19 protein-coding genes are annotated in these 22115 nt (G+C 72.8%); 4 read left to right on the plus strand and 15 right to left on the minus strand.

The window, feature by feature from the left end:
• Positions 1–36: 36 nt before the first annotated feature.
• The 8 genes from cydD to ABTZ03_RS37970 form a co-directional block, all read right to left on the minus strand.
• A complete protein-coding gene (gene cydD, locus ABTZ03_RS37935) occupies positions 37–3576 on the minus strand; it encodes a thiol reductant ABC exporter subunit CydD (RefSeq protein WP_350517757.1) in 3540 nt (1179 codons plus the stop codon).
• A 4-nt stretch (positions 3577–3580) separates the two neighbouring features.
• Positions 3581–4627, minus strand: coding sequence for a cytochrome d ubiquinol oxidase subunit II (cydB, locus tag ABTZ03_RS37940; RefSeq protein WP_350517758.1), 1047 nt, complete (start codon positions 4625–4627; stop codon positions 3581–3583).
• 32 nt (positions 4628–4659) lie between these two features.
• Positions 4660–6204, minus strand: coding sequence for a cytochrome ubiquinol oxidase subunit I (locus ABTZ03_RS37945; RefSeq protein WP_350517759.1), 1545 nt, complete (start codon positions 6202–6204; stop codon positions 4660–4662).
• Between the two features lie 354 nt (positions 6205–6558).
• Positions 6559–7170 carry a Uma2 family endonuclease gene (locus tag ABTZ03_RS37950; protein WP_350517760.1) on the minus strand — a complete coding sequence of 204 codons (612 nt, stop codon included), beginning with the start codon at positions 7168–7170 and terminating at the stop codon, positions 6559–6561.
• 140 nt (positions 7171–7310) lie between these two features.
• On the minus strand, positions 7311–8810 hold the full coding sequence (locus tag ABTZ03_RS37955; RefSeq protein ID WP_350517761.1) for a sensor histidine kinase: 1500 nt from the start codon (positions 8808–8810) through the stop codon (positions 7311–7313).
• 12 nt (positions 8811–8822) lie between these two features.
• The gene (locus tag ABTZ03_RS37960; RefSeq protein WP_350517762.1) at positions 8823–9575 is read right to left on the minus strand and encodes a response regulator transcription factor; all 753 of its coding nucleotides are present in this window, start codon (positions 9573–9575) and stop codon (positions 8823–8825) included.
• Positions 9576–9856: 281 nt separating this feature from the next.
• Positions 9857–10333 carry a carboxymuconolactone decarboxylase family protein gene (locus ABTZ03_RS37965; RefSeq protein ID WP_350517763.1) on the minus strand — a complete coding sequence of 159 codons (477 nt, stop codon included), beginning with the start codon at positions 10331–10333 and terminating at the stop codon, positions 9857–9859.
• A gap of 90 nt (positions 10334–10423) precedes the next feature.
• Positions 10424–11191, minus strand: a complete 768-nt coding sequence (locus ABTZ03_RS37970; protein ID WP_350517764.1) for a GbsR/MarR family transcriptional regulator — start codon at positions 11189–11191, stop codon at positions 10424–10426.
• A 249-nt stretch (positions 11192–11440) separates the two neighbouring features.
• Here ABTZ03_RS37970 and ABTZ03_RS37975 point away from each other — a divergent pair, with 249 nt between their 5' ends.
• The 3 genes from ABTZ03_RS37975 (at position 11441) to ABTZ03_RS37985 (ending at position 13995) form a co-directional block, all read left to right on the plus strand.
• Complete coding sequence (locus ABTZ03_RS37975; protein ID WP_350517765.1) at positions 11441–12286, plus strand: alpha/beta fold hydrolase; 846 nt, start codon at positions 11441–11443, stop codon at positions 12284–12286.
• 94 nt (positions 12287–12380) lie between these two features.
• Positions 12381–13205: an alpha/beta fold hydrolase gene (locus ABTZ03_RS37980; RefSeq protein WP_350517766.1), complete on the plus strand. Its 825-nt coding sequence runs from the start codon at positions 12381–12383 to the stop codon at positions 13203–13205.
• 19 nt (positions 13206–13224) lie between these two features.
• On the plus strand, positions 13225–13995 hold the full coding sequence (locus ABTZ03_RS37985) for a MerR family transcriptional regulator (protein ID WP_350517767.1): 771 nt from the start codon (positions 13225–13227) through the stop codon (positions 13993–13995).
• Positions 13996–14031: 36 nt separating this feature from the next.
• On the opposite strand, the gene ABTZ03_RS37990 is transcribed toward ABTZ03_RS37985, so the two are convergent.
• The 7 genes from ABTZ03_RS37990 to hisC form a co-directional block, all read right to left on the minus strand.
• Positions 14032–14433 carry a hypothetical protein gene (locus ABTZ03_RS37990; RefSeq protein ID WP_350517768.1) on the minus strand — a complete coding sequence of 134 codons (402 nt, stop codon included), beginning with the start codon at positions 14431–14433 and terminating at the stop codon, positions 14032–14034.
• A 131-nt stretch (positions 14434–14564) separates the two neighbouring features.
• Positions 14565–14987, minus strand: coding sequence for a hypothetical protein (locus tag ABTZ03_RS37995; RefSeq protein WP_350517769.1), 423 nt, complete (start codon positions 14985–14987; stop codon positions 14565–14567).
• A 103-nt stretch (positions 14988–15090) separates the two neighbouring features.
• Positions 15091–15702, minus strand: a complete 612-nt coding sequence (locus tag ABTZ03_RS38000) for a DUF5666 domain-containing protein (protein WP_350517770.1) — start codon at positions 15700–15702, stop codon at positions 15091–15093.
• Between the two features lie 13 nt (positions 15703–15715).
• Positions 15716–16936, minus strand: a complete 1221-nt coding sequence (locus ABTZ03_RS38005; protein WP_350517771.1) for an ABC transporter permease — start codon at positions 16934–16936, stop codon at positions 15716–15718.
• Positions 16933–17742: an ABC transporter ATP-binding protein gene (locus tag ABTZ03_RS38010; RefSeq protein ID WP_350517772.1), complete on the minus strand. Its 810-nt coding sequence runs from the start codon at positions 17740–17742 to the stop codon at positions 16933–16935. The genes ABTZ03_RS38005 and ABTZ03_RS38010 overlap by 4 nt, the downstream gene beginning before the upstream one ends.
• Before the next feature lie 2 nt (positions 17743–17744).
• Entirely contained in the window at positions 17745–19118 is a 1374-nt protein-coding gene (locus ABTZ03_RS38015) for an efflux RND transporter periplasmic adaptor subunit (RefSeq protein WP_350517773.1), read from the minus strand.
• Positions 19119–19472: 354 nt separating this feature from the next.
• Complete coding sequence (hisC, locus tag ABTZ03_RS38020) at positions 19473–20558, minus strand: histidinol-phosphate transaminase (RefSeq protein WP_350517774.1); 1086 nt, start codon at positions 20556–20558, stop codon at positions 19473–19475.
• A 357-nt stretch (positions 20559–20915) separates the two neighbouring features.
• Here hisC and ABTZ03_RS38025 point away from each other — a divergent pair, with 357 nt between their 5' ends.
• Entirely contained in the window at positions 20916–22073 is a 1158-nt protein-coding gene (locus ABTZ03_RS38025) for a LacI family DNA-binding transcriptional regulator (RefSeq protein ID WP_350517775.1), read from the plus strand.
• Positions 22074–22115: the final 42 nt, after the last annotated feature.

The raw sequence follows: 22115 nt of genomic DNA on the forward strand, positions 1-22115 counted from the left end.
CGGCAGCCGGCAGCCGGCCGAGGCAGCCAGCCGCGGTCAGCGCGCCTCCGCCTCCAGCAGCCCGTCCGCCAGCCCGTCCGCCTCCCGCTCCCGCCGCCACATCGTGGCCAGCCGCCCGTCCGGATCGGCCAGCAGCGCGGACCAGCGGCCGCGCTCGACCACCCGGCCGCCCTCCAGCACCAGCACCTCGTCCACCGTGTCGTCGTCCAGCCCGGCCAGCCGGTGGGTGATCAGCACCGTGCTGCGGCCCGCGGTGGCGGCCAGCAGGTCGGCGGTGAGCGCGTCGGCGGTGGGCAGGTCGAGGTGCTCCGCGGGCTCGTCCAGGACCAGCACCGGGAAGTCGGCGAGCAGCGCCCGGGCGAGCGCGAGGCGCTGGCGCTGGCCGCCGGAGAGCCGGGCGCCGTGCTCGCCGACCATGGTGTCCAGGCCCTCGGGCAGGGTGTCCGTCCAGTCCAGCAGGCGGGCGGCGGCGAGCGCGGCGCGCAGCTCCTCCTCGTCGGCGCCCGGCCGGGCCAGCCGCAGGTTCTCCCGCAGCGAGCTGTCGAAGACGTGGGCGTCCTGGGCGCAGAGGCCGATCACCCGGCGGACCGACTCGCCCGCGAGCGCCCGGCTGTCCACCGCCTCGGGGCTTCCGGCGGCCAGGGTGACGGAGCCGGCGTCGGGCTCCAGGAAGCGCAGCAGCGCCTGGGCGAGGGTGGTCTTGCCGGAGCCGGAGGGGCCGACCACGGCGATCCGGCGGCCGGGGACGAGGTCCAGGTCGACCCCGACCAGCGCGTCCACGGCCTGCCCGGGGTGCCGGACGGTCAGCCCGCGCACCGCGACCGGCAGCGGCCGCTCGGGCAGCGCGACCGGCTGCGCAGGCTCCTCGACGGGCACCGGCGCGGTCAGCACCTCGTCCAGCCGGGCCCGGGCGGCGCGGCTGCGCTGGCGGGCCTGGACGGCGAGCGGCAGCCCGGTGACGGCCTCGAAGGCGGCCAGCGGGGTCAGCACCACGACGGCCAGGCAGACCGGCGCGAGCGCGCCGCCGCGCACCCCCTGGACGCCGACGGCGGCCGCGCCGACCACCGTCAGCCCGGTGAGCAGCGTGATCAGCCCGGTGCCGAGCGCGGTGGTGGTGGCGGAACGGGCGGCGAGCCCGGTCAGCGCGGCGTCGGCGCGCCGGACGGCGGCCAGTCGGCCGGGCAGCGCGCCGGCCACGGTGAGCTCGGCGGTGCCGGTGAAGGCGTCCACCACGGTGGTGGCCAGCCGCCCGCGGGCGGGGGCCTGGCGCCGCTCGGCGCCGGCCGACCAGCGGGCGGTGAGCGCGGGCACCAACACCCCGGCGAGCAGCAGTCCGAGGCCGAGCACCAGCCCGGCGGAGGGCAGGAAGGCGCCCATCGCGACGGTCGAGGCCAGCCCGACCACGGCCGCGACGGCGGCAGGCAGCCGCCAGCGCAGGTAGTGGTCCTGGATCGCGTCGACGTCGGCGACCAACCGGGAGAGCAGGTCGCCGCGCCGGAAGGCGGGCAGTCCGGCCGGGGCGAGCGCGGTCAGCCGGCGGTACACGGCGGCCCGCAGGGTGCCGAGGGTGCGCAGCACCGCGTCGTGGGAGACCAGCCGTTCGGCGTAGCGGAACACGCTGCGGCCGATGCCGAAGGCCCGGACGGCGGTGACGGCCATCATCAGGTAGAGCACCGGGGGCATCTGGGAGGCCCGGGAGATCAGGTACCCGGAGGTGGCCATCAGGGCGACGGCGCTGCCGAGGGCGAGCGCCCCGAGCAGGACGGACAGCGCCAGCCGCGGCGCGACGGGCTCGCTCCCGGGCTCCTCCGGCTCCCCCGCCCCCGACGCCAAGTCCGAACCCGAGCCCGGCCCCGCCGACGGCTCCGGTGTCGGCTGCCCGCTGTGGGCGAGCGGGGCGACCGTCTCCGGGGCGTCGACGGCGGCGGGCCCCGCCAGCCGGATCCGCTGCTCGGCGACCGCGAGCAGGGCGGGCCGGTGGGCGACCACCAGCACGGTGCGCGCCGGGTCCTCGGCGAGGGTGCGGACGGCGTCCACGACGGCCGCCTCGGAGGCGCCGTCCAGGTTGGCGGTGGGTTCGTCCAGCAGCACCAGGGGCCGGTCGTCGGCGAGCAGCACCCGGGCGAGCGCGAGGCGCTGGCGCTGCCCGGCCGAGAGCCCGGCGCCGTCCTCGCCGAGCGGGGCGTCCAGGTCGGTGACGAAGTCGAGCGCGTGGGCGGACCGCAGCGCCGTCCAGAGCTGTTGCTCGGAGGCCTCCGGCCGGTAGAGCCGCAGGTTGTCGGCGACCGTCCCGGCGAACAGGTGCGGGTGCTGGGGCACCCAGGCGATCTGCCGGCGCCAGCTCCCGGGCTCCAGGTCGGCGAGGTCGTACCCGCGGCCGTCGGCGGCGGTGATCCGGACGGTGCCGGCCGCGGGGGCGGTGAGGCCGAGCAGGACGGCCAGCAGGGTGGACTTGCCGGCTCCGCTCGGGCCGGTGAGGGCGGTGCTGGAGCCGGGCGGCAGGGTCAGTGCGGCGCCGTCCAGGGCGGGCAGGGCGCGCCCGGGGTGCCGTACGGTCAGCGCCTCGGCGGTGATCACGGCCCCGGCGAGCGCCGGCGCGGGCACGGTGCCGGCGGCGGGCAGCGGGGTCTCCAGCACCTGGAAGATCTCGTCGGCGGCGGTGAGGCCCTCGACGCTGGAGTGGTAGAGCGCGCCGACCTGGCGGATCGGGAAGTACACCTCGGGGGCGAGGATCAGGATCAGCAGCCCCGTCTCCAGGTCGAGGCTGCCGTCCACCAGCCGGAAGCCGATGGTGACCGCGACCAGGGCCACGGAGAGGGTGGAGAGCAGTTCCAGCGCGAAGGAGGAGATGAAGGCGATCCGCAGGGTGCGCAGGGTGGCCCGGCGGTAGTCGGCGGTGATCCGGGCGATGGTGGCGGCCTGGGCGCGGGCCCGGTTGAACACCTTGAGGGTGGGCAGGCCGGCGACCACGTCGAGGAAGTGGTGGGAGAGCCGGGCCAGGGTGCTCCACTGACGGTCCATCCGGGACTGGGTGGCCATCCCGATCAGCGCCATGAACAGCGGGATCAGCGGCAGCGTCCCGGCGATGATCGCGGCGGAGGTGAAGTCGGCGCCGACGATCCGCAGCAGCACGATCACCGGGACGACCACGGCGAGCGCCAACTGGGGCAGGTAGCGGGCGAAGTAGTCGTCGAGGGCGTCGACGCCCCGGGTGGCGAGGGTGGTCAGCTCGCCGGTGCGCCGGCCCGCCAGGTAGGACGGGCCGAGCGCGGTGGCGTGGTCGAGCAGCCGGCGCCGCAGGGTGGACTTCACCCGGGCGACGGACCGGTGCGCGGTGAGTTCGGTGAGCCAGCCGACCAGCCCGCGGCCGACCGCGGTCAGGGCGAGCAGCACCAGCGGGGTGGTGAGTTCGCCGAGGCCGGCCCCGCGCTGGAAGGCGCGGACCACGATCTCGGCGAGCAGGCTCGCCTGGGCGACCACCAGGGCCGCGCCCGCCCCGCCGAGGAGCACGGATCCGGCGAGGAAGGCACGGGTGGTTCGGGCGTACCCGAGGAGTCGGGGGTCGACCGGCTTCACGTCGTCAGGCCTGCTCGGACGGGGCGGACGGGGCGGTGGGGGCGGGCGGCTGGTGGGCGCCCGGGATGTGCTGCACCCCGATCCGCTTGCGGAACACCCAGTAGGTCCAGCCCTGGTAGAGCAGCACCAGCGGGGTGAACACGGCGGCCACGATGGTCATCAGCTTGAGGGTGTACGGCGAGGAGGCCGCGTTGCCGACGGTCAGGCTCCAGTCCGGGTTGAGCGTGGAGGGCATGACGTTCGGGAAGAGCGCCAGGAAGAGCATCGCGACCGCGGCCACGATGGTCGCCCCGGAGAGCACGAACGCCCAGCCCTCGCGGCCCAGTTGGTTCGCCGCCAGGGCCCCGAGCAGGGCCAGTACGGCGATCACCATGGCGACCAGGCTGCGGCCGTTGCCGCTGTCGGCCTGGGTCCAGATCAGGAAGGCCAGGGCGAGCACCGCGGTGGCCAGGCCGGCCAGCAGGGCGGCCCGGCGGGCCCGTTCGCGGATCTCGCCGACCGTCTTGAGCGCCGCGAACACCGCGCCGTGGAAGGTGAACAGGGCGAGCGTCACCAGGCCGCCGAGCAGCGCGTACGGGTTGAGCAGGTCGGCGAGGCCGCCGACGTAGTTCTTCTGCGCGTCGATGTCCACGCCGCGGACGATGTTGGCGAAGGCCACGCCCCACAGGAAGGCCGGGAGCAGGGAGGTCCAGAAGATGGCCTCCTCCCAGTTCCGCTGCCAACGGGCGCCGTCGCGCTTGGCCCGGTACTCGAAGGCCACGCCGCGGACGATCAGGCAGACCAGGATGACCAGCAGCGGGATGTAGAAGCCGCTGAACAGGGTCGCGTACCAGTCCGGGAAGGCCGCGAAGGTGGCGCCGCCGGCGGTGAGCAGCCAGACCTCGTTGCCGTCCCAGACCGGGCCGATGGTGTTGATCAGCACCCGGCGTTCGGCGGTGTTGCGGGCGAGCGGCTTGGTGAGGATGCCGATCCCGAAGTCGAAGCCCTCCAGGAAGAAGTAGCCGATCCACAGGACCGCGATCAGTACGAACCAGACGTCGTGGAGTTGCATGACCCTTGGTCTCCTTTCCGTGGGTCGGTACGTCAGTACGCGAAGGCGAGCGGCTTGTCGGCGTCCTCGTCCGAGGACGGGCCGCGCAGCGTCGGGTCCTTGGCCGGGGGTTGCTCGGTCACCACCGGGCCGGCCTTGGCGTACTTGACCAGCAGTCGCACCTCGACCACGGCGAGGATCGCGTACAGCGTGGTGAAGGTGGCCAGGGCGCCGATCTGGGTGCCGATTCCGACGTTCGGGGAGACGGCGCTGGCGGTGGTCATCAGGCCGAAGACGGCCCAGGGTTGACGGCCCATCTCGGTGAAGATCCAGCCGAAGCTGTTGGCGATCAGCGGGAAGCCCATGGTCAGGATGCCGATCCGCCAGCTCCACTTGGTGAGCAGCGGCCCCATCTCCCGCTTCGGGGTGAGCATCAGCCGGGGCACCTCGGTCTCGCCGGTGCGGAAGTCCGGGTGCAGCAGGAACTTCCGGCGGGTGGTCCAGAGGCCGATCAGGGCGGCGACGAAGGAGGTCATCCCGAAGCCGATCATGAAGCGGAAGCCCCAGTAGGTCACGAAGACGCTCGGGATGTAGTCCTTGGGGTCGCCGCCGTGCGCGGCGGCCTCGGCGGCCGCGGTGTCGTTGATGCCGGGGACGGAGGAGCTGAAGTCGCTGTGCGCGAGGAAGGAGAGTATCCCGGGGATCTCCAACTCGACCGAGTTGTGGCCCTTGCTGACGTCGCCGACCGCGAAGATCGAGAACGGTGCGGGCGACTGGGTGTCCCACAGCGCTTCGGCGGCGGCCATCTTCATCGGCTGCTGCTCGAACATGACCTTGCCGAGGGTGTCGCCGCTGAGCGCGGTGCCGGCGCCGAAGACCACGGCGAGCACCAGGCCGAGGCGCAGCGAGGTGCGCATCACGGCGGTCTTCTTGGGGTCGGCGGTCTCGGGCTTGCGCTTGGCCTTCCAGAGGTGGAAGGAGGCGATGCCGACCATGAAGGCGGCGCCGGTGAGGAAGGCGGCGGTCAGGGTGTGGAAGACGACGGTGAGGGTGGTGTTCTGGAACAGCACCTTGGTGATGTCGGTGAGCTGCGCCTTGCCGGTGGCGGGGTCGATCGCGTAGCCGACCGGATGCTGCATCCAGGAGTTGGCGGCCAGGATGAAGTAGGCGGAGAGCACGGTGCCCAACGAGACCATCCACATGCAGGCGCAGTGGATCTTCTTCGGCAGCTTGTCCCAGCCGAAGATCCACAGGCCGATGAAGGTGGACTCGAAGAAGAAGGCGATCAGCGCCTCCATCGCGAGCGGGGCGCCGAACACGTCGCCGACGAAGCGGGAGTAGTCGGACCAGTTCATGCCGAACTGGAACTCCTGCACGATGCCGGTGACGACGCCCATCGCGATGTTGATGAGGAAGAGCTTTCCCCAGAACTTGGTCGCGTGGAAGTACTTCTCCTTGTTCGTACGCACCCAGGCGGTCTCCAGCCCGGCCACGATCGCGGCCAGGCTGATGGTGAGCGGTACGAAGAGGAAGTGGTAGACGGTGGTGACTCCGAATTGCCATCGCGCGATGGTCTCGTGAGCGATTGCCAGTTCCACGTCGCCCTCTCTCCAACCAGCCCTTCCTCAGGGCGTTTTCGGGACAAACTTCATCTATAGCCGTAGACCGTTGCACAACCGCGCAAGCTTGTCCGCTTGTGAACGTGAACACGTTCACAAGCACAGTATCCACCATCCTTACGGGGGAACCGCAGGTGGGGTGGGGTTGACGCGGCGTGGCGGGGCGTGACGGTGCGCACAGTCTGCGGGCCACGCCCGCGGCCGACAACGATCGGACCGGGGCGGGCGGGCCCCGGATCCTGGCCGAACCGGCGCTTGACAGCACCGCGCCCCGCTCGCGACGGCGAGCGGGGCGTGCTAGACGGCCCGACCGGCGGGCGTGCGGGACGGCGGTCAGCCGCGGGGCTCCCCGGTGATGTCGGGGCCGATCACGAAACCCTTGGCCGGGCCCTCCGGGATCACGGCCTCCTTGCCGTACGGGGTCCGGGTCGAGGAGGCGTAGGCGCCGCGTGCCCGGTCCGGGCCGGTGAGGACCGTGACGGCGCCGCCGTCGTCGTAGTCGTCGATGATCACGTACACCGGGATACCGGCGGCGGCGTAGGCGCGGTGCTTGCGGACATGGTCGCGCTCACGGGCTTCGGCACCGGGCGAGACGGTCTCGACGACCAGGGGGATTCCGGAGGCGAGCAGGCCCAAACCGTCAGGGTGCTCGATCTCCTCGTCGTCCTCGGGTGTCACATACACGTCCGGGATGAACACCTTGAGCCCGTCGATGACATTGCAATCGGCTCCCGGCGCCCACCCGGAACCTTCCAGGTGGCCGACCAGGGCCACGAGCAACCGCCTATTGATGCGGGCATGGCGGATGTTTCCGGTGGGTGACAACGTGATCGGCCCCTCGATGATCTCCGCACGGAAGCCCTCGGGCACATCCATGGACTTCCATGCCTGCCACAGTTGCTGGTCCAGGTTCACGACGGTCTCCTCGACGACGAGCACGCTCACGAGACACCTCTTTCCCGTCCAGTGTGATCAGCCCGTGCGAGGTCGCACAAGCAACGGCTGCACGGTCGCACACGACCGGAGGGCCGATCGGGTGAACAACGTCCGGTTCACCCGATCGAGGTGTTTCAGACGGGAGAAGGTCAGCGCTGGCGCGGGAGTTCGACCCGGAAGGTGGCGCCGACGCCGGGGGCGGTGTCCAGGGTGAGGGTGCCGCCGTGGGCGCGGGTGAGGGCGGTGGCGATGGCGAGGCCGAGGCCGCCCCCGCCGCCGTTGTCGCGGCTGCGGGAGGCGTCGACCCGGTAGAAGCGGTCGAAGACCCGCTGGGCCTGCTCCTCGGTGAGGCCCGGCCCGGTGTCGGCGACCTCCAGCAGGCAGACCCCGTCGGACCCGGCGCCGACCCCGATCCGCACCGGGGTGCCGGCCGGGGTGTGCTTGACGGCGTTGCCGACCAGGTTGGTGACCACCTGCCGCAGCCGGGCCTCGTCGCCGAGGACCGGCGCCGCACCGGGCGCGCCGGTTCCGGCCGGGCCGGTGAGGGCGACCGGGCGGCTCGGGTCCAGGGCGGTGAGGTCGTGCAGGGCGTCCGCGGCGAGGGTGCGCAGGTCCATCGGGGCGAGGTCGAGCGGGCGTTCCTCGTCCAGCCGGGCGAGCACCAGCAGGTCCTCGACCAGCGCGCCCATCCGGACCGCCTCGCTCTCGATCCGGGCCATGGTCCGGGTGACGTCCGACTCGGTGGGCAGCGCGCCCATCCGGTACAGCTCGGCGAAGCCGCGGATGCCGGCCAGCGGGGTGCGCAGCTCGTGCGAGGCGTCCGCGACGAAGCGACGCATCCGGGCCTCGGACTCGGCACGGGCGGCGAAGGCGGCCTCGATCTGGGTGAGCATGCCGTTGAGCGCGATGGACAGCCGGCCGACCTCGGTGCCCGGGGAGAGTTCCGGCATCCGGTGCGACAGTTCGCCGGCCGCGATCCGGGCGGCGCCGGCCTCGATCCGCCGCAGCGGCCGCAGTCCGGCCCGGACGGCGAAGAAGCCGAGCGCGGTGATCAGCAGCAGCACGCCGCCGCCGATCGCCAGGAAGGAGTTGCTCAGCCGGCGGGTGGTGGCGTCGATGTCCTCACGGGAGACGGCCACCATCACATAGGTCGGGGTGGTGGCGGGTGCGGCGTACGCGGTGGTGCCGGGGGTCGCCGTGCGGGGCGCCTGGATCGGCAGCACCAGCACCCGCCAGCTGTGGTGGCCGCGCTGGTCGGGCAGGTCGAAGGGGGTGTCGGGGGCGGTCTGGGTCGGGTCCAGCCCGGCCAGTTGGGGCGCCGGGTCGCTGTCCGAGACGGGCTGGCGCAGGGACCCCTGGACCTTGCCGTCCGAGGACAGCCACTGCACCAGGTACTGGCTGGGCAGGCTGATCCGGCGTCCGGAGAGGACCGGCTTCCCGCTCCCCGGCACGGACAGCTGGGTCGGCGCCTTGCGCGACAACGGCACGCCGTAGCGCTGGAGTTGCTCGTCCAGCTGGTCCACCAGCTGGGTCCGGACCGCTCCCAGCACGAAGGTGTCGCTGACCACCAACCCGGTGGTCACCAGGACCAGCGCGAGGATCAGCAGCCGGGCGCGCAGCGACAGTTGGGAGGTGAAGCGGGTGAACACGGGCCGGACCGGTCAGCCCTGCGGCGGGCGGCGCAGCGCGTAGCCGATGCCGCGCACGGTGTGGATCAGCTTGGGGCCGTGCGCCGGGCCGGAGTCCAGCTTGCGGCGCAGGTAGGAGATGTAGGACTCGACGATGGAGAGGTCGCCGCCGAAGTCGTAGGCCCAGACGTGGTCCAGGATCTGCGCCTTGGACACCACCCGGCCGACGTTGGCCAGCAGGTAGTGCAGCAGCTTGAACTCGGTCGGGGAGAGCGCGACCGGGGTGCCGGCCCGGGTCACCTCGTGGGCGACCGGGTCGAGGGTGAGGTCGGCCACGACCAGCCGGCCGTCCTCGGCGGGGCCGCCGGCCCGGCGCAGGATCGCCCGGATCCGGGCGATCAGCTCCTCCAGGCTGAACGGCTTGGTGACGTAGTCGTCCGCGCCCGCGGCCAGGCCCTGCACCTTGTCGCCGACGCCGTCCTTGGCGGTGAGGAACAGCACCGGCAGGTGGTCGCCCGGGTGCCCGTGCGCGGGCCCGGCGATCTGGCCCCGGCTGGTGCGCTCGCGCAGCTTCTCGACGACGGTGAAGCCGTCGAGGTCGGGCAGCATCACGTCGAGGACCACCAGGTCCGGCCGCTCGGCGGCGATCAGCTCCAGCGCCTCCGTCCCGCTCGCGGCGGAGGCGACCCGGAAGCCGGAGAACCGCAGCGAGGCGGCGAGCAGTTCGCGGATGTTCGGCTCGTCGTCCACGACGAGGAGGAACGCCTCGCCCTGGCCTCCGGTCACAGTGGGGCCGCCCGGTGTGGTGACAGTGCCTTGCACGGGGGTTTCGCCTCCCGGTCGGACGTTGACGTTCAGCATGAGGCTAGCCCCCGGAGGCTACGCGGCATCGATGAATGTTGGATTAACACCTTAACGGTCGGTTTTTGCGCCACAAACCCTTGGGGGTGAGGCTCGGTGGTGTGCGTACGGGACGTCCGACGGTGACGACCGCGGCCGGCCGGGCGGCGGGATCCACCCGGCCCTCCGCGGCGGTTCCTCCCGGTCCGCGCCGGGCGGATCCGCGGTCAGTGCCGGGCGAACTGGCCCGGCCGGTAGGAGCCGGCGGGCTGGCGGATCATGACGTTGGCCCGGTTGAACGCGTTGATCAGCGCGATGGTGCCGACCAGCGCCGCCAGTTGCTCCTCGTCGTAGTGCTTCGCCGCCTCCGCCCACGCCTCGTCCGTCACCCCGCCGCCGTCGGCCGGCCGACTGCCCTGCTCCGCGAGCTCCAGGGCGGCCCGCTCGGCGTCGGTGAAGACGGTGGCCTCGCGCCAGGCCGCGACCAGGTTCAGCCGGGTCGCCTCCTCCCCCGCGTGCACGGCGTCCTTGAAGTGCATGTCGACGCAGAACCCGCAGCCGTTGATCTGGCTGGCCCGCAGTTGGACCAACTCCTGGGTCGCATACGGCAGGGTCGAGTCCGCGATCGGCTGGTGGGCGGCGATCAGGTGCTGGTAGATCTTGCCCAGGACCGGGCTGGCGAAAGCGTTCAGTCGGGCTTCCATCGGATGCTCCTCGGATCGGTTGTGCGCTGCTGCCCCTTGAGACCGGACAGCCGGGCGGGTTGTGACATCCGGGCGCCGATGTGGCCCGGATCACCCCGCCGCGTCGTCCGTCTCCGCTGTCTTCTCCGTCTTCTCGGGGTCGCCGCCGAGCGGCTTGGCGTGCAGGACCTCGCGCCCGTGCTCGGCGGCCCGGGCGATCGCCTCGGAGATGAAGTCGAGGAAGCGCGCGATGTTCTCCAGCCGGTTGCCGGCCGGGGTGTCGGCACCGAGGACGCCGACGCCCTGGCGGGTGGTGTCCACCAGCCGGGCGGTGGCCTGGGCGCTGACCACCATCGAGCGGTACCAGATGTCGTCGTCCACGAAGTAGCGCTCGCGACGGCGTTCGTCCCGCTCCCGGGTCACCATGCCCTGGCTCTCCAGGAAGGAGATCGCCTTGGAGACGGTGGCCGGGCTGACCTGGAGGCGCGCGACGAGTTCGGCGGCGGTGAGGCTGCCCTCGTCGGTGAGGTAGAGGCAGGCCAGCACCCGGGACGCCATCCGGCCCATGCCGGACTGCATCAGGGCGATGGTGAACACCTCCTCGTACGCGCCCACTGTCTCGGCGTCGCGGCCGTGCGGCTGCGGGACGGCGTTCGCCGCCCCGGCCGCGGGCTGGCCGCGGCGCTGGGCCCGTCGGCCGGTGGCGCGGTGGGCGAGGTCGGCCCGGTAGGCGGTGGGGCCGCCGTTGCGCATCACCTCGCGCGTCACGGTCGAGGTCGGCCGGTCCAGGCGCCGGGCGATCTCCGCGTAGGCGAGGTCGTCGGCCAGTCCCAGCGCGATCTGCTGGCGTTCCTGCTGGGTGAGTCTGCCGCCCGGCATCGCGGTCTCCTTCGGGATCCGTGGTCGCTGCCCGCAGAATAGCGTTCACCCACAGTCCATTGCAACGAATGACCGCCGGGTCGTTGCATTCCCTTCAGGGCCGTTGCAATGAATTCCCACTCCTAACCTGCACTGATGCGATTTCTGCGCAACGACATCGTTGCCAACACACTGAACGCAACGTAGCTTTTCCCTCATCAGAAAGCAGCGGCCGAACCGCGGACCGCCGCCGGAGAAGGAGCAGAACCGATGCAGCAGCCCACCGCCACCACCGCCGCCACCACCACCGCCCGCACCGCCGCCGTCCCCGCCTGGAGCGGCATGGTGCGGGTCGACGACACCGCCCTGGCCGTCACCGACACCGGCGGCACCGGCACCGCGGTGGTCTACCTCAACGGCAGCTACGCCGACCGGTCGCACTGGCGGCGGGTGATCGCCGACCTCGGCGACGGCTACCGCCACATCAGCTACGACGAGCGCGCCCGCGGCAAGTCCGCCACCGCCTCCGACTACTCCTTCGAGGCCACCGTCCGCGACCTCGACGCCGTCCTGGACGCCCGCGGCGTCCAGCGGGCGGTCCTGGTCGGCTGGTCGTACGGCGCGATGATCGCCGTGCACTACGCCGACCGCCGCCCCGAGCGCGTGCTCGGCGTGGTCCCGGTGGACGGCGCGATGCCCGTCGAACCGCTCGACGAGGAGGCCAAGGCGAAGGTCCGCGGCCTCTTCCGCCGCCTCAGCCCGCTCTTCCCGGTGTGCCGACGGCTCGGCATGGCCGCCCGGATGAGCGCCCCGCAGCACGCCGAGATCAACCTCGAACTGATCGACCTCTCCGCCCCCGACACCCTGCTGCCCGTGCTGGACCGGATCGCCGTCCCCACCCGCTACGTACTGGCCACCGGCGGCAACCTCGGCGCCGACGAGAAGACCATGGAGGGCCTGCGCGCCGTCGTCACCGAGCTCGCCGCCCACCACCCGCACCTCCGGATCGCCGCCAAGGTCCCCGCCAACCACTCCAAGATCCTCCGCCGGGAGCACGCGGCCGTCGCGGCCACCGTCCGCGAACTCGCCGACGCCACCGCCCCGCAGGCCGCCTGAAACAGCTGCGTCGGCTCAGCTGGGTCGGCTCGGCCGAACCGGCTCGGCGACCGGCCTTGACCTTGACCCGAGGTCAACGCTCACGCTGAAGGGCATGAAGACGAACGCGAACGCGCGGCAGCACCCGACCACCCCCGCCTGGACCGGCCTGCTACCGGTGGAGGACACCGCCCTGGCGGTCACCGACACCGGCGGCGACGGCCGGCCGGTGCTCTACCTCAACGGCTCCTACTGCACCCAGCGGGACTGGCGCGGCGTCATCGCCGAACTCGGCGACGACTACCGGCACATCACCTTCGACGAGCGGGCCCGCGGCAGGTCGGCGAAGTCCGCCGACTACAGCTTCGAGGCCTGCCTGCGCGACATCGACGCCGTCCTCGACGCCACCGGCGCGCAGCGCCCGATCATCGTCGGCTGGTCCTACGGCGCGGCCCTCGCCCTCCACTGGTCCACCCGCAACCCCGACCGGCCGGCCGGCGCCGTCATGGTCGACGGCGGCTACCCCTGGGACTACCTGGCCACCGTCGAGGGCGGCCGCGAGGCCGGCAAGGAGCAGATCCGCAAGCTGTTCCGGCGGTTCGCCCCGATCATGCCGCTGGTCCGCCCGTTCGGCCTGGCCGCCCGGATGTCGGCCGCCGACCACGCCGAGATCAACATCGAGCTCAACGAGATCGTCGCCGACAGCGCCCCCGTCTTCGACCTCGTCACCTTCCCGATGCGCTACCTCGTCGCCACCGGCGCCAGCCTCGGCGGCAGCGCCGAGGGCCTCGCCGCGATGCGCGCCACCCTCGACCCGGTGCTGGCCCGCAACCCCAACGTCAAGGTCAGCGCCACCGTCCCGAGCAAGCACACCACCATCGTCCGCAAGGACGCCCGCGCCGTCGCCGACGCCGTCCGGGAGGTTGCCGAGCTCGGCTGACCGCTGGTCAACTGCTGCCATGACAGCGGGAGTGACCATCGGCCAGGCCGCGGCCTTCGTCGGCATCACGGTGAAGACCATCCGGCACTACCACAAGAACGGCCTGGTCGAGGAGCCCGAGCGGGACCGCTCCGGCTACCGCCGCTACGGCAGCGGCGAACTGCTCCGGCTGGTCCAGGTCCGCACCCTGGCCGCGGCGGGCGTACCGCTCGCCGAGATCGGCCCCGTCCTGGACGCCGACCCCGAGACCTTCACCGCCACCCTGGCCGACGTCGAACAGAGCCTCACCGACCGGATCGACGACCTGGTCGCCCGCCGCGACACCCTGCGCCGACTCGCCACCGGGGACCGGGTCCTGCTCCCCCCGCGGGCCTGCGCCCTGCTCGACCGGATGCCCGGCCTCGGCTTCGACGCCGACGACGTCAGGACCGCGCACGAGGCCCTTGTCCTGGTCCGGGCCCTGATGCCGGAAGGCTTCGAGGAGTACCTCGGCCAGATCGAGCACGGCCTGGCCGACCCCGGGCACGTCGCCATGACCAAGCTGACCTGGAGCGCCGGGAAGTGGGCCGCGGACGACCCCAGGATCGAGCAGCTCGCCGAGCAGGTCGCCGCCCACTTCATCGCCGACCCCTCCCTGCTGCCCACCCTCGACGCCCTCCGCACCCGCACGGACGGCGACACCCGCCACCAACTCCTCACCCACCACGGCGAGGACGAACGCCCCGGCTGGACCCGGCTGTCCGCCCTGATCCAGCAGAGGCTCCGCGCCGCCGGGCTCGACCTCCCGTAGGGCCTGTCCTCGAACTCCCCGCCTGCGGGAAGCCCGTCAGGCCCACCCGGGGAAGGCCGTGGCCAACGGCGCCCGACGGGTGAGGACCGCGACGGCGACCAGCGGGAGTGCGGCCAGGCCCTCGACGGCCGCGAACCAGACCGGGGACTCGCCCGGCAGCAGGTCGACGCCGATGACCGCGATCGGCATCACGGTGGCAAACCTGCGGACCCGCTGGAAGGCCTGCCGGTCGCCGTCGGCGGCGCGGGTGGTCAGCCGGACGAGCAGGGGCGTGAGCGCGACCAGGATCGCGGCGCGGATCCACACGAAGGAGGGCGTCCCGTGACCGGCCGCCGCCAGCACGGCGACGGTCGCGAGGGCGACGGCGTTGCCCACGCCGCAGAGCCCGACGCACTTCTTCACCGTGGCGAAGGCTTCCTGGGTCGCGGTGTCGGCCATGATGTTCCTCCCCGTCGTTCTCCTGGCGCCAACAACCCTACGGGGAAGCGCACTTGGCCGGTACCGGCCTCGCCGTACGGCGGGGTGGGTCCAGCCCCGCTCCGGGCCCGCGCCGGGGGGGGATCCGGGCGTCACGGCTTGGGGATGGCCGCCGTCACCGCCTTGCCGCGGGTGAGGAAGGCGACCGGGAGGAGCGCGAGGGCGGAGAGGCCCTGGAGGACGGCGTACCAGGCCGGGCAGATGCCGGGGATCAGGTCGACGGCGAGGACGGCGATCGGCATCACGGTGGAGACGGTCCGGATCCGGTCCAGGGCCTTGTACTCGCCGCCGGCGGCGCGGGCGGCGATCCGGAGGAACACCGGGGCGAGGGCGGGGAAGATCACGCCGCGGATCCACATGAACGGGGTGGTCTGGTGGCCGGCGGCGGCCATGACCGCGACGGTCGCGAGGGTGATCAGGCCGATGGCGCCGAACAGGACGATGCACTTCCTCGCCGTGGAGAAGGCTTCGTCGGTACGGGAGTTGCCGAGGGTCGCGGTCGTCGTGGTCGCCATTGTTCCGTCCTCCGTGTCGTGGTGGGAACGAATCTACGGAGACGGCGGTCGGGTCGACACCGGTCTGGCCCCACACCTGGGGTGGGGCCAGACCCACCCCCGGTCAGCCGCCGGACGGGTTCCTCGGGGCGCCCCCGCCCCCGCCGCCTCCGCCACCGCCGAAGCCCCCGCCACCGCCACCGAAGCCGCCCGCCGCGCCCTCGACGAGCTGGCTGGCGGCATAGCCGCCGTTCGCGTCCGGCGTGCCGACGACGGTCACGCTCTGCCCGGGCTGGAGGTCGGCGACCTTGCCCTCCTTGTTGAGCTGGACCTTGGTGGAGTCCGCCGTGGTGACCTTGACGGTGTTGCCGTTGGCGTCGGTCAGGTAGACGGTGCTGCCGTCGACGGCCTTGACCGTCCCGCGCGTGAACCCGGCCTGCCCGGCGCCCTGCCCACCGCCCTGACCCTGTCCGCCGCGGCGCCCGCCGCCGCCGTTCTGCCCGTACCCCCCGGCCGGAGCCGCGGCCGCCCGGGCCGGGGACTTCGCGCCGGAGGCGGTCCCGTCGTTCTGCTGGTACCAGACCCCGCCCGCGAACGCCCCGGTCGCGATCACCCCGCCCGCCAGGACCAGCGACAGCCAGGGCAGCTTCCGCCGTGGCGGTGCGGCCAGTTCCGCGCTCACGTCGCGCGCGTCCGGCGGGGTGGCCAGCAGGGCGACCTGCTCGTCGTGCTCCATCGGAGAAGTGCTCCTACTCATGCCGGAGGGCGTCGATCGGCCGCAGCGAGGCGGCCCGGTTGGCGGGGTAGCTGCCGAAGAACAGTCCGATGGCGACGGCGATGCCGAACGCGCCGAGCACCGACTCCGGGATCACCACCGGTCTGATGCCGACGATGCTGAAGTGCGAGCCGATGATCCCGGCCGCCACGCCCAGCCCGGCGCCGATCACCGACAGCAGCGTGGACTCGGTGAGGAACTGCCCGAGGATCACCGCCCGGGGGGCGCCGAGCGCCTTGCGGATGCCGATCTCGCGGGTCCGCTCGGTGACCGTCACCAGCATGATGTTGGTGATCCCGATCCCGCCGACCAGCAGCGAGATCGCCGCCACCGCGCCGAGCAGCACGGTGAAGGTCTTGGTCGTGCTCTCCCGGGCCGTCAGCAGCGAGGCCTGGTCGGTGATCCGGAAGTCGGCCTTGGTCGGGTCCGCGATGGCGTGGGTCCCGAGCAGCACCCGGGTGATCTCCGCCTGCGCCGCCGTGGTGGTGTCGGCGGAGGCGGCCTGGACCAGGATCTGGTTGACCGGTCCGAAGCCGGTGAACGCGTTCTGCACGGTCGGCAGCGGGGCGATCACCACGTCGTCCGGGTCGGTGAACCCGCCGCCGCCCTTGGCCGCGAGCACGCCCACCACCGTGAACGGCGTCCCGCCGAGCACGATCCGCTTCCCGACCGGGTCCTCGGTGTCGAACAGCTGCTTGGCCGTCGTCGCACCCAGCACCGCGACCTTGCGCGAGCCCAGCACGTCGTCGTCGGTGAAGTACTCCCCGTGCGCCACCTTCTGGTTGGCGGTCTCGAAGTACCCGGGGTACGTGCCGACGACCGACCCGGGGCTGTACGAGACGTTCCCGTACAGCGCCGTCGTGCTCGTCGTCACCACCGGCGACACCGACTTGATGTCCGCGGAACCCGACGCGTCCGCGTCGCTCGCCAGCGCCTTCGCGTCGGCGACCGTCAGCTTCTTCACCGAGGAGGTCGCCCGCGATCCACCGAAGGCCGAACCGGAGCTGATCGTCAGCGAGTTGGTGCCGAGCGAGGTGATCGAGTCCTTCACCGCCACCGACGACCCGTTGCCCACCGCGAGCAGCAGGATCACCGAGGCGACGCCGATCAGCACCCCCAGCATGGTGAGCGCCGAGCGCACCTTGTTGGCGGCCAGGCCGCCGACCGCGAAGCGGAGCGTCTGCCAGAGGATCATGCGGGCACCCCCGTCGCGTCGCCGAGCAGCGCGGGCGGCGGCCCGTCCGCGGCCGCCTGCCGGACGTCGTCGACGATCTGTCCGTCGACCAGCCGCAGCACCCGCTTGGCGTGCCGGGCGACCTCGTCCTCATGGGTGATCAGTACGACGGTGCGGCCGGTGGCGTTGAGCCCGTCGATCAGGCCGAGCACCTCCTCGGTCGAGCGGCTGTCCAGGTTGCCGGTCGGCTCGTCGGCCAGCAGCATGGCCGGCGCCGTGACCAACGCCCGTGCCACCGCGACGCGTTGCTGCTGACCGCCGGACAGCTGGTTGGGCTTGTGCCCGGCCCGTCCGCCCAGTCCGACCAGCGACAGCGCGGCCATCGCCCGCCGTCGGCGCTCCGCCGCCCGGACACCCGCGTAGGCGAGCGGCAGCTCGACCTGGGCGAGGGCGGTGGTGCGGGGGACCAGGTTGAAGGACTGGAAGACGAAGCCGATCTTGCGGTTGCGGACGAGCGCGAGCTGCTGCTCGTCCAGGTGGCCGACGTCGGTGCCGTCCAGCAGGTAGCGGCCGGAGGTGGGGACGTCGAGGCAGCCGAGGATGTTCATCAGGGTGGACTTGCCGGAGCCCGAACTGCCCATCACGGCGACGTAGTCGCCCTGTTCGATGTCCAGGTCGACGCCCGCCGGCTCGTCCGTCCCGGGCCGGGACGGGCCGCGCAGGGCGTGCACGGTGGCGTCTCCGTGCCCGTACGACTTGGTGAGCCGGCGGATCCGGATCACCGGTACGGGGTGCGCGGGGACGCGGTTGTCGATGACGTGCTGCATGCTCAGCCCTTACCGCCCCGGCCGCCGCCGGCGCCGCCGCCGCCGGGGATCCCGACCGCACCGCCGCCGCCCCGGCCGCCACCGCCGCCACCGCCGCCGAGGCCCGGGAAGGAACCGTTCGGGAAGCCGTTGGTGCCGCTGGTGGTGGGGAGTTCGACCTTGTCGCCCTCGTTCAGCCCGGAGAGCACCTGCACGGTGCTGTCGCCCTCGACACCGACGCCGACGTCGACCCGCGCGGTGCTGCCGTCCTGGTGCACCACGGTCGCGGTCCGGGAGGACCCGGTGCCGGACAGCGCCGAGGTCGGCAGCGAGAGCGCGCTGTCCGCCTCACCGGTGATCACCTGGACGGTGGCGCTGAGGCCGGTGCGCAGGGTGCTGGTGTCCCCGCCGAGCTGCAGGGTGGCCGCGTACTGGACCGCGGCGGAGCCGACCGCGCCGCCGGAGGAGCCGCCCGACGGCAGCGAACTGACCGACAGGACGGTGGCGTTGAGCTTGGTGTCGGACTGGGCGTTCAGGGTGACGCTGGCCGCCTCGCCCTTCTTCAGCTTGAGCGAGTCCAGCTCGGAGAAGTTGGCGGTGACCTGCATCCCGGTCGGGTTGGTGAGCACGATGAAGCCGCTCGGGCTTCCCGAACCTGCGCTCGTGGTCGTGGACTTGGTGGTGGAGGAGGCCCCGGAGGCGCTCGCCCCCACGGTGTCCCCGACCTTCGCCGAGACCGAGGCGACCGTCCCGTCCACCGAGGCGGTGAGGGTGGTGCCGGCCAGCGCCGCCTGGGCGTTGGTGAGGGTGGTCTGCGCGCTGGCGACCTGCTGCTGGGCCTGGGCCACCGCCGCGTCGTCGACCTTGGTGGTGGTGATGGTGGTGGTCTGCGGGGCGGGCGTACTGCTCCCGCCCGCCCCGCGACCTCCTCCTCCGCCGCCGCTGTTCGGCGAAGGAGCCTGCGGCGCCGCGGCACCGGGCAACGGCTCGGTGGTCGTCGTGGTGACCCCGGCCTGGGCCTTGGTGAGGTTCGCGTTCGCCGTGGTGAGGGCCGACTGGGCGGCGTCCACCTGCTGTTGGGCCGCCGTGGTGTCGACCGTCGCCAGCACCTGGCCCTTCTTGACGGCGTCCCCGACCGCGACCTTGACGGCGGTGAGCCGCCCGCCGGTGGCGAAGTCCTGGGCGGCGTCGGTGGGGGAGGCCAGCGTGCCGGTTCCGGACACGGTGGCCAGGACCGTCCCCTTGGTGACGGTCGCGGTACGGGTGACCGGCTTGGCCGCCGCCGTGCCGCCGCTGCCGTCGACCGTGGCGTACACCAGGGCGGCACCGCCCAGCAGGGCCACGCCGAGCGCGGAGTTGACGAGGACGGCGCCGCGCCGTCGTGGGAGCACCTTCATGGCGGACAGCTTCGCCGGGCGCTCTTGCGCTGCCCTGGGCACCGGCTGGGAGAAGACTGACCGGCCGGATCCGGGCATTCCGCCCGAATCACCCGGCTCGCGCGGGCACCTTGGCCGGGTTGTGGGCGAGCGTTGGGCGAACTCCCAGCGCCCTCCCAGCGATCCCCAGCCATCCGGGAGCGAACCACGGCGCCCGATCGAGCAGCACCCGATCCCACGGCGCCCGATCCCCCAGCACCCGATCGAGCGCACCGGCCGGGAACGCCGTAGGGGCGCACCCCCGACGGAGTGCGCCCCTACGAGCAGGGGGAGCCGGCCGACCTCAGCCGTCGAGCTCCTCAGCCGTCAAGCTCCTCAGCCGTCGATCTCCTTGCGGAAGCCCTCCGCCACCGCCAGGAAGATCGAGTTGCCCTCGGCCTCGCCGATCGAGATCCGCACGCCCTCCGGGAACGGCCGGACGATCACCCCGGCCGCGGCGCAGGCCGCGGCAAAGTCCGCCGAGCGCCCGCCGAGCCCCAGCCAGACGAAGTTGGCCTGCGAGTCCGGGACCTCCCAGCCCTGGGCGCGCAGCCCGGCGACGACCCGGTCGCGCTCCCCGACCAGCGCCTCGACCCGCTCCAGCAGCGCCTCCTCGGCGCGCAGCGAGGCGACGGCGGCGTCCTGGGCGAGCTGGCTGACGCCGAACGGCACGGCGGTCTTGCGCAGCGCGGCCGCCACCGGCTCGTGGGCGATCGCGAAGCCGACCCGCAGCCCGGCCAGGCCGTAGGCCTTGGAGAAGGTGCGCAGCACGCAGACGTTGGGGCGGTCGCGGTAGAGGTCGACGCCGTTGGGGACCTCGGGGTCGCGGATGAACTCGATGTACGCCTCGTCGACGACCACCAGGACATCGCCGGGGACGGCGTCCAGGAAGCGCTCCAGCTCGGCGCGGTGGATCACGTTGCCGGTGGGGTTGTTGGGGTTGCAGACGAAGATCAGCCGGGTGTCCGGGGTGACCGCGGCGAGCATCGCGTCCAGGTCGTGGTCGCCGTTGTCCTTGAGCGGGACCGGGACGGGCGTGGCACCGGCGATCTGGGTGATGATCGGGTAGGCCTCGAAGGAGCGCCAGGCGAAGATCACTTCCTCGCCCGGGCCGGCCGTGGCGAGCACCAGCGACTGGGCGACGCCGACCGAGCCGGTGCCGAGGGCGATGTGCTCGGTGGGAACGCCGAAGCGCTCGGCCAGGACGGCGGTCAGCTCGCTGACGCCCATGTCCGGGTAGCGGTTGAACGAGCCGGCCGCCGCGACCGCCGCCTCCAGGACGCCGGGCAGCGGGTCGTTCGGGTTCTCGTTCGAGGACAGCTTGTAGGCGTCGGCGCCGGCCGGCTTGCCGGGCTTGTAGGTGGGAATGCCGTCCAGGCTCGGGCGCAGGCGCGGGCCACGCGCCGAGGTACCACTGCTCACGGTCGTACTCCTTCGTGTTCTCTGCCGGTCCGCCCGCCCTCGCACGGTCGGGATCGCCGCCGTGCCCCGGGACCTGGCTCCGCCCCCGGATTACGCGGGACTCGCCCGGACCACCCCGGTCGGGTGCCTTGCACGATACCGACCGCCCTCACCCGTAGGAGTGAGATGCCCGGACGGGTTACAGGCGCAGATCAGCCATTCTGCCCGGTTCCTTTGGCACATGTCAGAGGTAAGAGGCCTGGTTTCGGAGGGGGATCGAAGGGGCGCACCCCGGCTCACTCGTGGAGAAACGTATCTCCGAAGGCTCCCGATGCGCCGGTCACAGACCCTTGTCAGGAGCCATACGATCGGTCCGCCATGACAGCAGCAGCCAACCAGAGCGGTCGGCGTCCCACCACCTCAAGGCGTCTGGAACGGGCCGGCATCCGGGATGTGGCAGCAGCCGCCGGAGTGTCGATCACCACCGTCTCCGACGCGCTGAACGGCAAGGGCCGCCTGCCCGACGAGACCCGCAGCCGGGTGCGCGAGGTCGCCGAGCGCCTCGGCTACCGCCCCTCGGCGGCAGCCCGCACCCTGCGCACCGGACGGTCCGGCCTGATCGGGCTGACCGTCACGACCTACGGCGAAGAACCCTTCACCTTCACCGAGTTCGCCTACTTCGCCGAGATGGCCCGGGCCGCCACCAGCGCCGCCCTGGGCCGCGGCTACGCGCTGGTGGTGCTGCCCGCCTCCTCCCGCCACGACGTCTGGGGCAACATCGCCCTGGACGGCACCGTGGTGATCGACCCGCCGGACCAGGACCCGCTGGTCAGCGAGCTGTACCGGTCGGGCGTGCCGGTGGTCAGCGACGGCAAGCCCGGCAACTGCCCGGTCACCGCCTGGGTCGACAACGACCACGAGGCCGCCGTGCTCGGCATCCTCGACCACCTCTCCGAGGCCGGCGCCCGCCGGATCGGCCTGCTCACCGGCACCAGCACCGACACCTACACCCGGCTCTCCACCGAGGCCTACCTCGCCTGGTGCGCCAAGGTCGGCCAGGAGCCGGTGTACGAGACCTACCCGGCCCACGACCCCGCCGCCGGGGCCGTCGCCGCCGACCGGCTGCTCGCCCGCCCGGACCGCCCGGACGCCGTGTACGGCCTGTTCGACCCCAACGGCACCGACCTGCTGGCCGCCGCCCGCCGGTACGGCCTGCGGGTGCCGGACGACCTGCTGCTGGTCTGCTGCAGCGAGAGCGACGTCTACGCGACCACCGAACCGCCGATCACCACGCTCTCGCTCAAGCCGCGCAGGATCGGCACCACCGTGGTCAACCTGCTGATCGACGCCATCGAGGGCGTCGACTCCGGCACCGGCGTGGACATCGCCCGGCTCTTCCCGCCGCGCTACCGCACCGCCGGCAACGGCCCGCCGCCGGGCACCCTGATGCCGACCGAGCTGATCGTCCGCGCCTCCTCCCAGCGCCGGAGTCCGCGCACCACCGTCAGCCCGCCCCGGCCCCCGGGCGAGGTCTAGGGGGCTGCCGGTGCGGTGGACGGGGTCCGGACCCCGTCCACC

This window comes from Kitasatospora sp. NPDC096077 (assembly GCF_040303245.1).
GTDB lineage: Bacteria > Actinomycetota > Actinomycetes > Streptomycetales > Streptomycetaceae > Kitasatospora.

What these genes read in the sequence shown, in the direction of transcription:
- cydB (WP_350517758.1), bottom strand. Translation starts at nt 4,627, where the DNA reads ATGCAACTCCACGACGTCTGGTTCGTACTGATCGCGGTCCTGTGGATC.
- ABTZ03_RS37965 (WP_350517763.1), bottom strand. Translation starts at nt 10,333, where the DNA reads ATGGAAGCCCGACTGAACGCTTTCGCCAGCCCGGTCCTGGGCAAGATC.
- ABTZ03_RS37970 (WP_350517764.1), bottom strand. Translation starts at nt 11,191, where the DNA reads ATGCCGGGCGGCAGACTCACCCAGCAGGAACGCCAGCAGATCGCGCTG.
- ABTZ03_RS37975 (WP_350517765.1), top strand. Translation starts at nt 11,441, where the DNA reads ATGCAGCAGCCCACCGCCACCACCGCCGCCACCACCACCGCCCGCACC.
- ABTZ03_RS37980 (WP_350517766.1), top strand. Translation starts at nt 12,381, where the DNA reads ATGAAGACGAACGCGAACGCGCGGCAGCACCCGACCACCCCCGCCTGG.
- ABTZ03_RS37985 (WP_350517767.1), top strand. Translation starts at nt 13,225, where the DNA reads ATGACAGCGGGAGTGACCATCGGCCAGGCCGCGGCCTTCGTCGGCATC.
- ABTZ03_RS37990 (WP_350517768.1), bottom strand. Translation starts at nt 14,433, where the DNA reads ATGGCCGACACCGCGACCCAGGAAGCCTTCGCCACGGTGAAGAAGTGC.
- ABTZ03_RS37995 (WP_350517769.1), bottom strand. Translation starts at nt 14,987, where the DNA reads ATGGCGACCACGACGACCGCGACCCTCGGCAACTCCCGTACCGACGAA.
- ABTZ03_RS38000 (WP_350517770.1), bottom strand. Translation starts at nt 15,702, where the DNA reads ATGGAGCACGACGAGCAGGTCGCCCTGCTGGCCACCCCGCCGGACGCG.
- ABTZ03_RS38005 (WP_350517771.1), bottom strand. Translation starts at nt 16,936, where the DNA reads ATGATCCTCTGGCAGACGCTCCGCTTCGCGGTCGGCGGCCTGGCCGCC.
- ABTZ03_RS38010 (WP_350517772.1), bottom strand. Translation starts at nt 17,742, where the DNA reads ATGCAGCACGTCATCGACAACCGCGTCCCCGCGCACCCCGTACCGGTG.
- ABTZ03_RS38015 (WP_350517773.1), bottom strand. Translation starts at nt 19,118, where the DNA reads ATGAAGGTGCTCCCACGACGGCGCGGCGCCGTCCTCGTCAACTCCGCG.
- ABTZ03_RS38025 (WP_350517775.1), top strand. Translation starts at nt 20,916, where the DNA reads ATGACAGCAGCAGCCAACCAGAGCGGTCGGCGTCCCACCACCTCAAGG.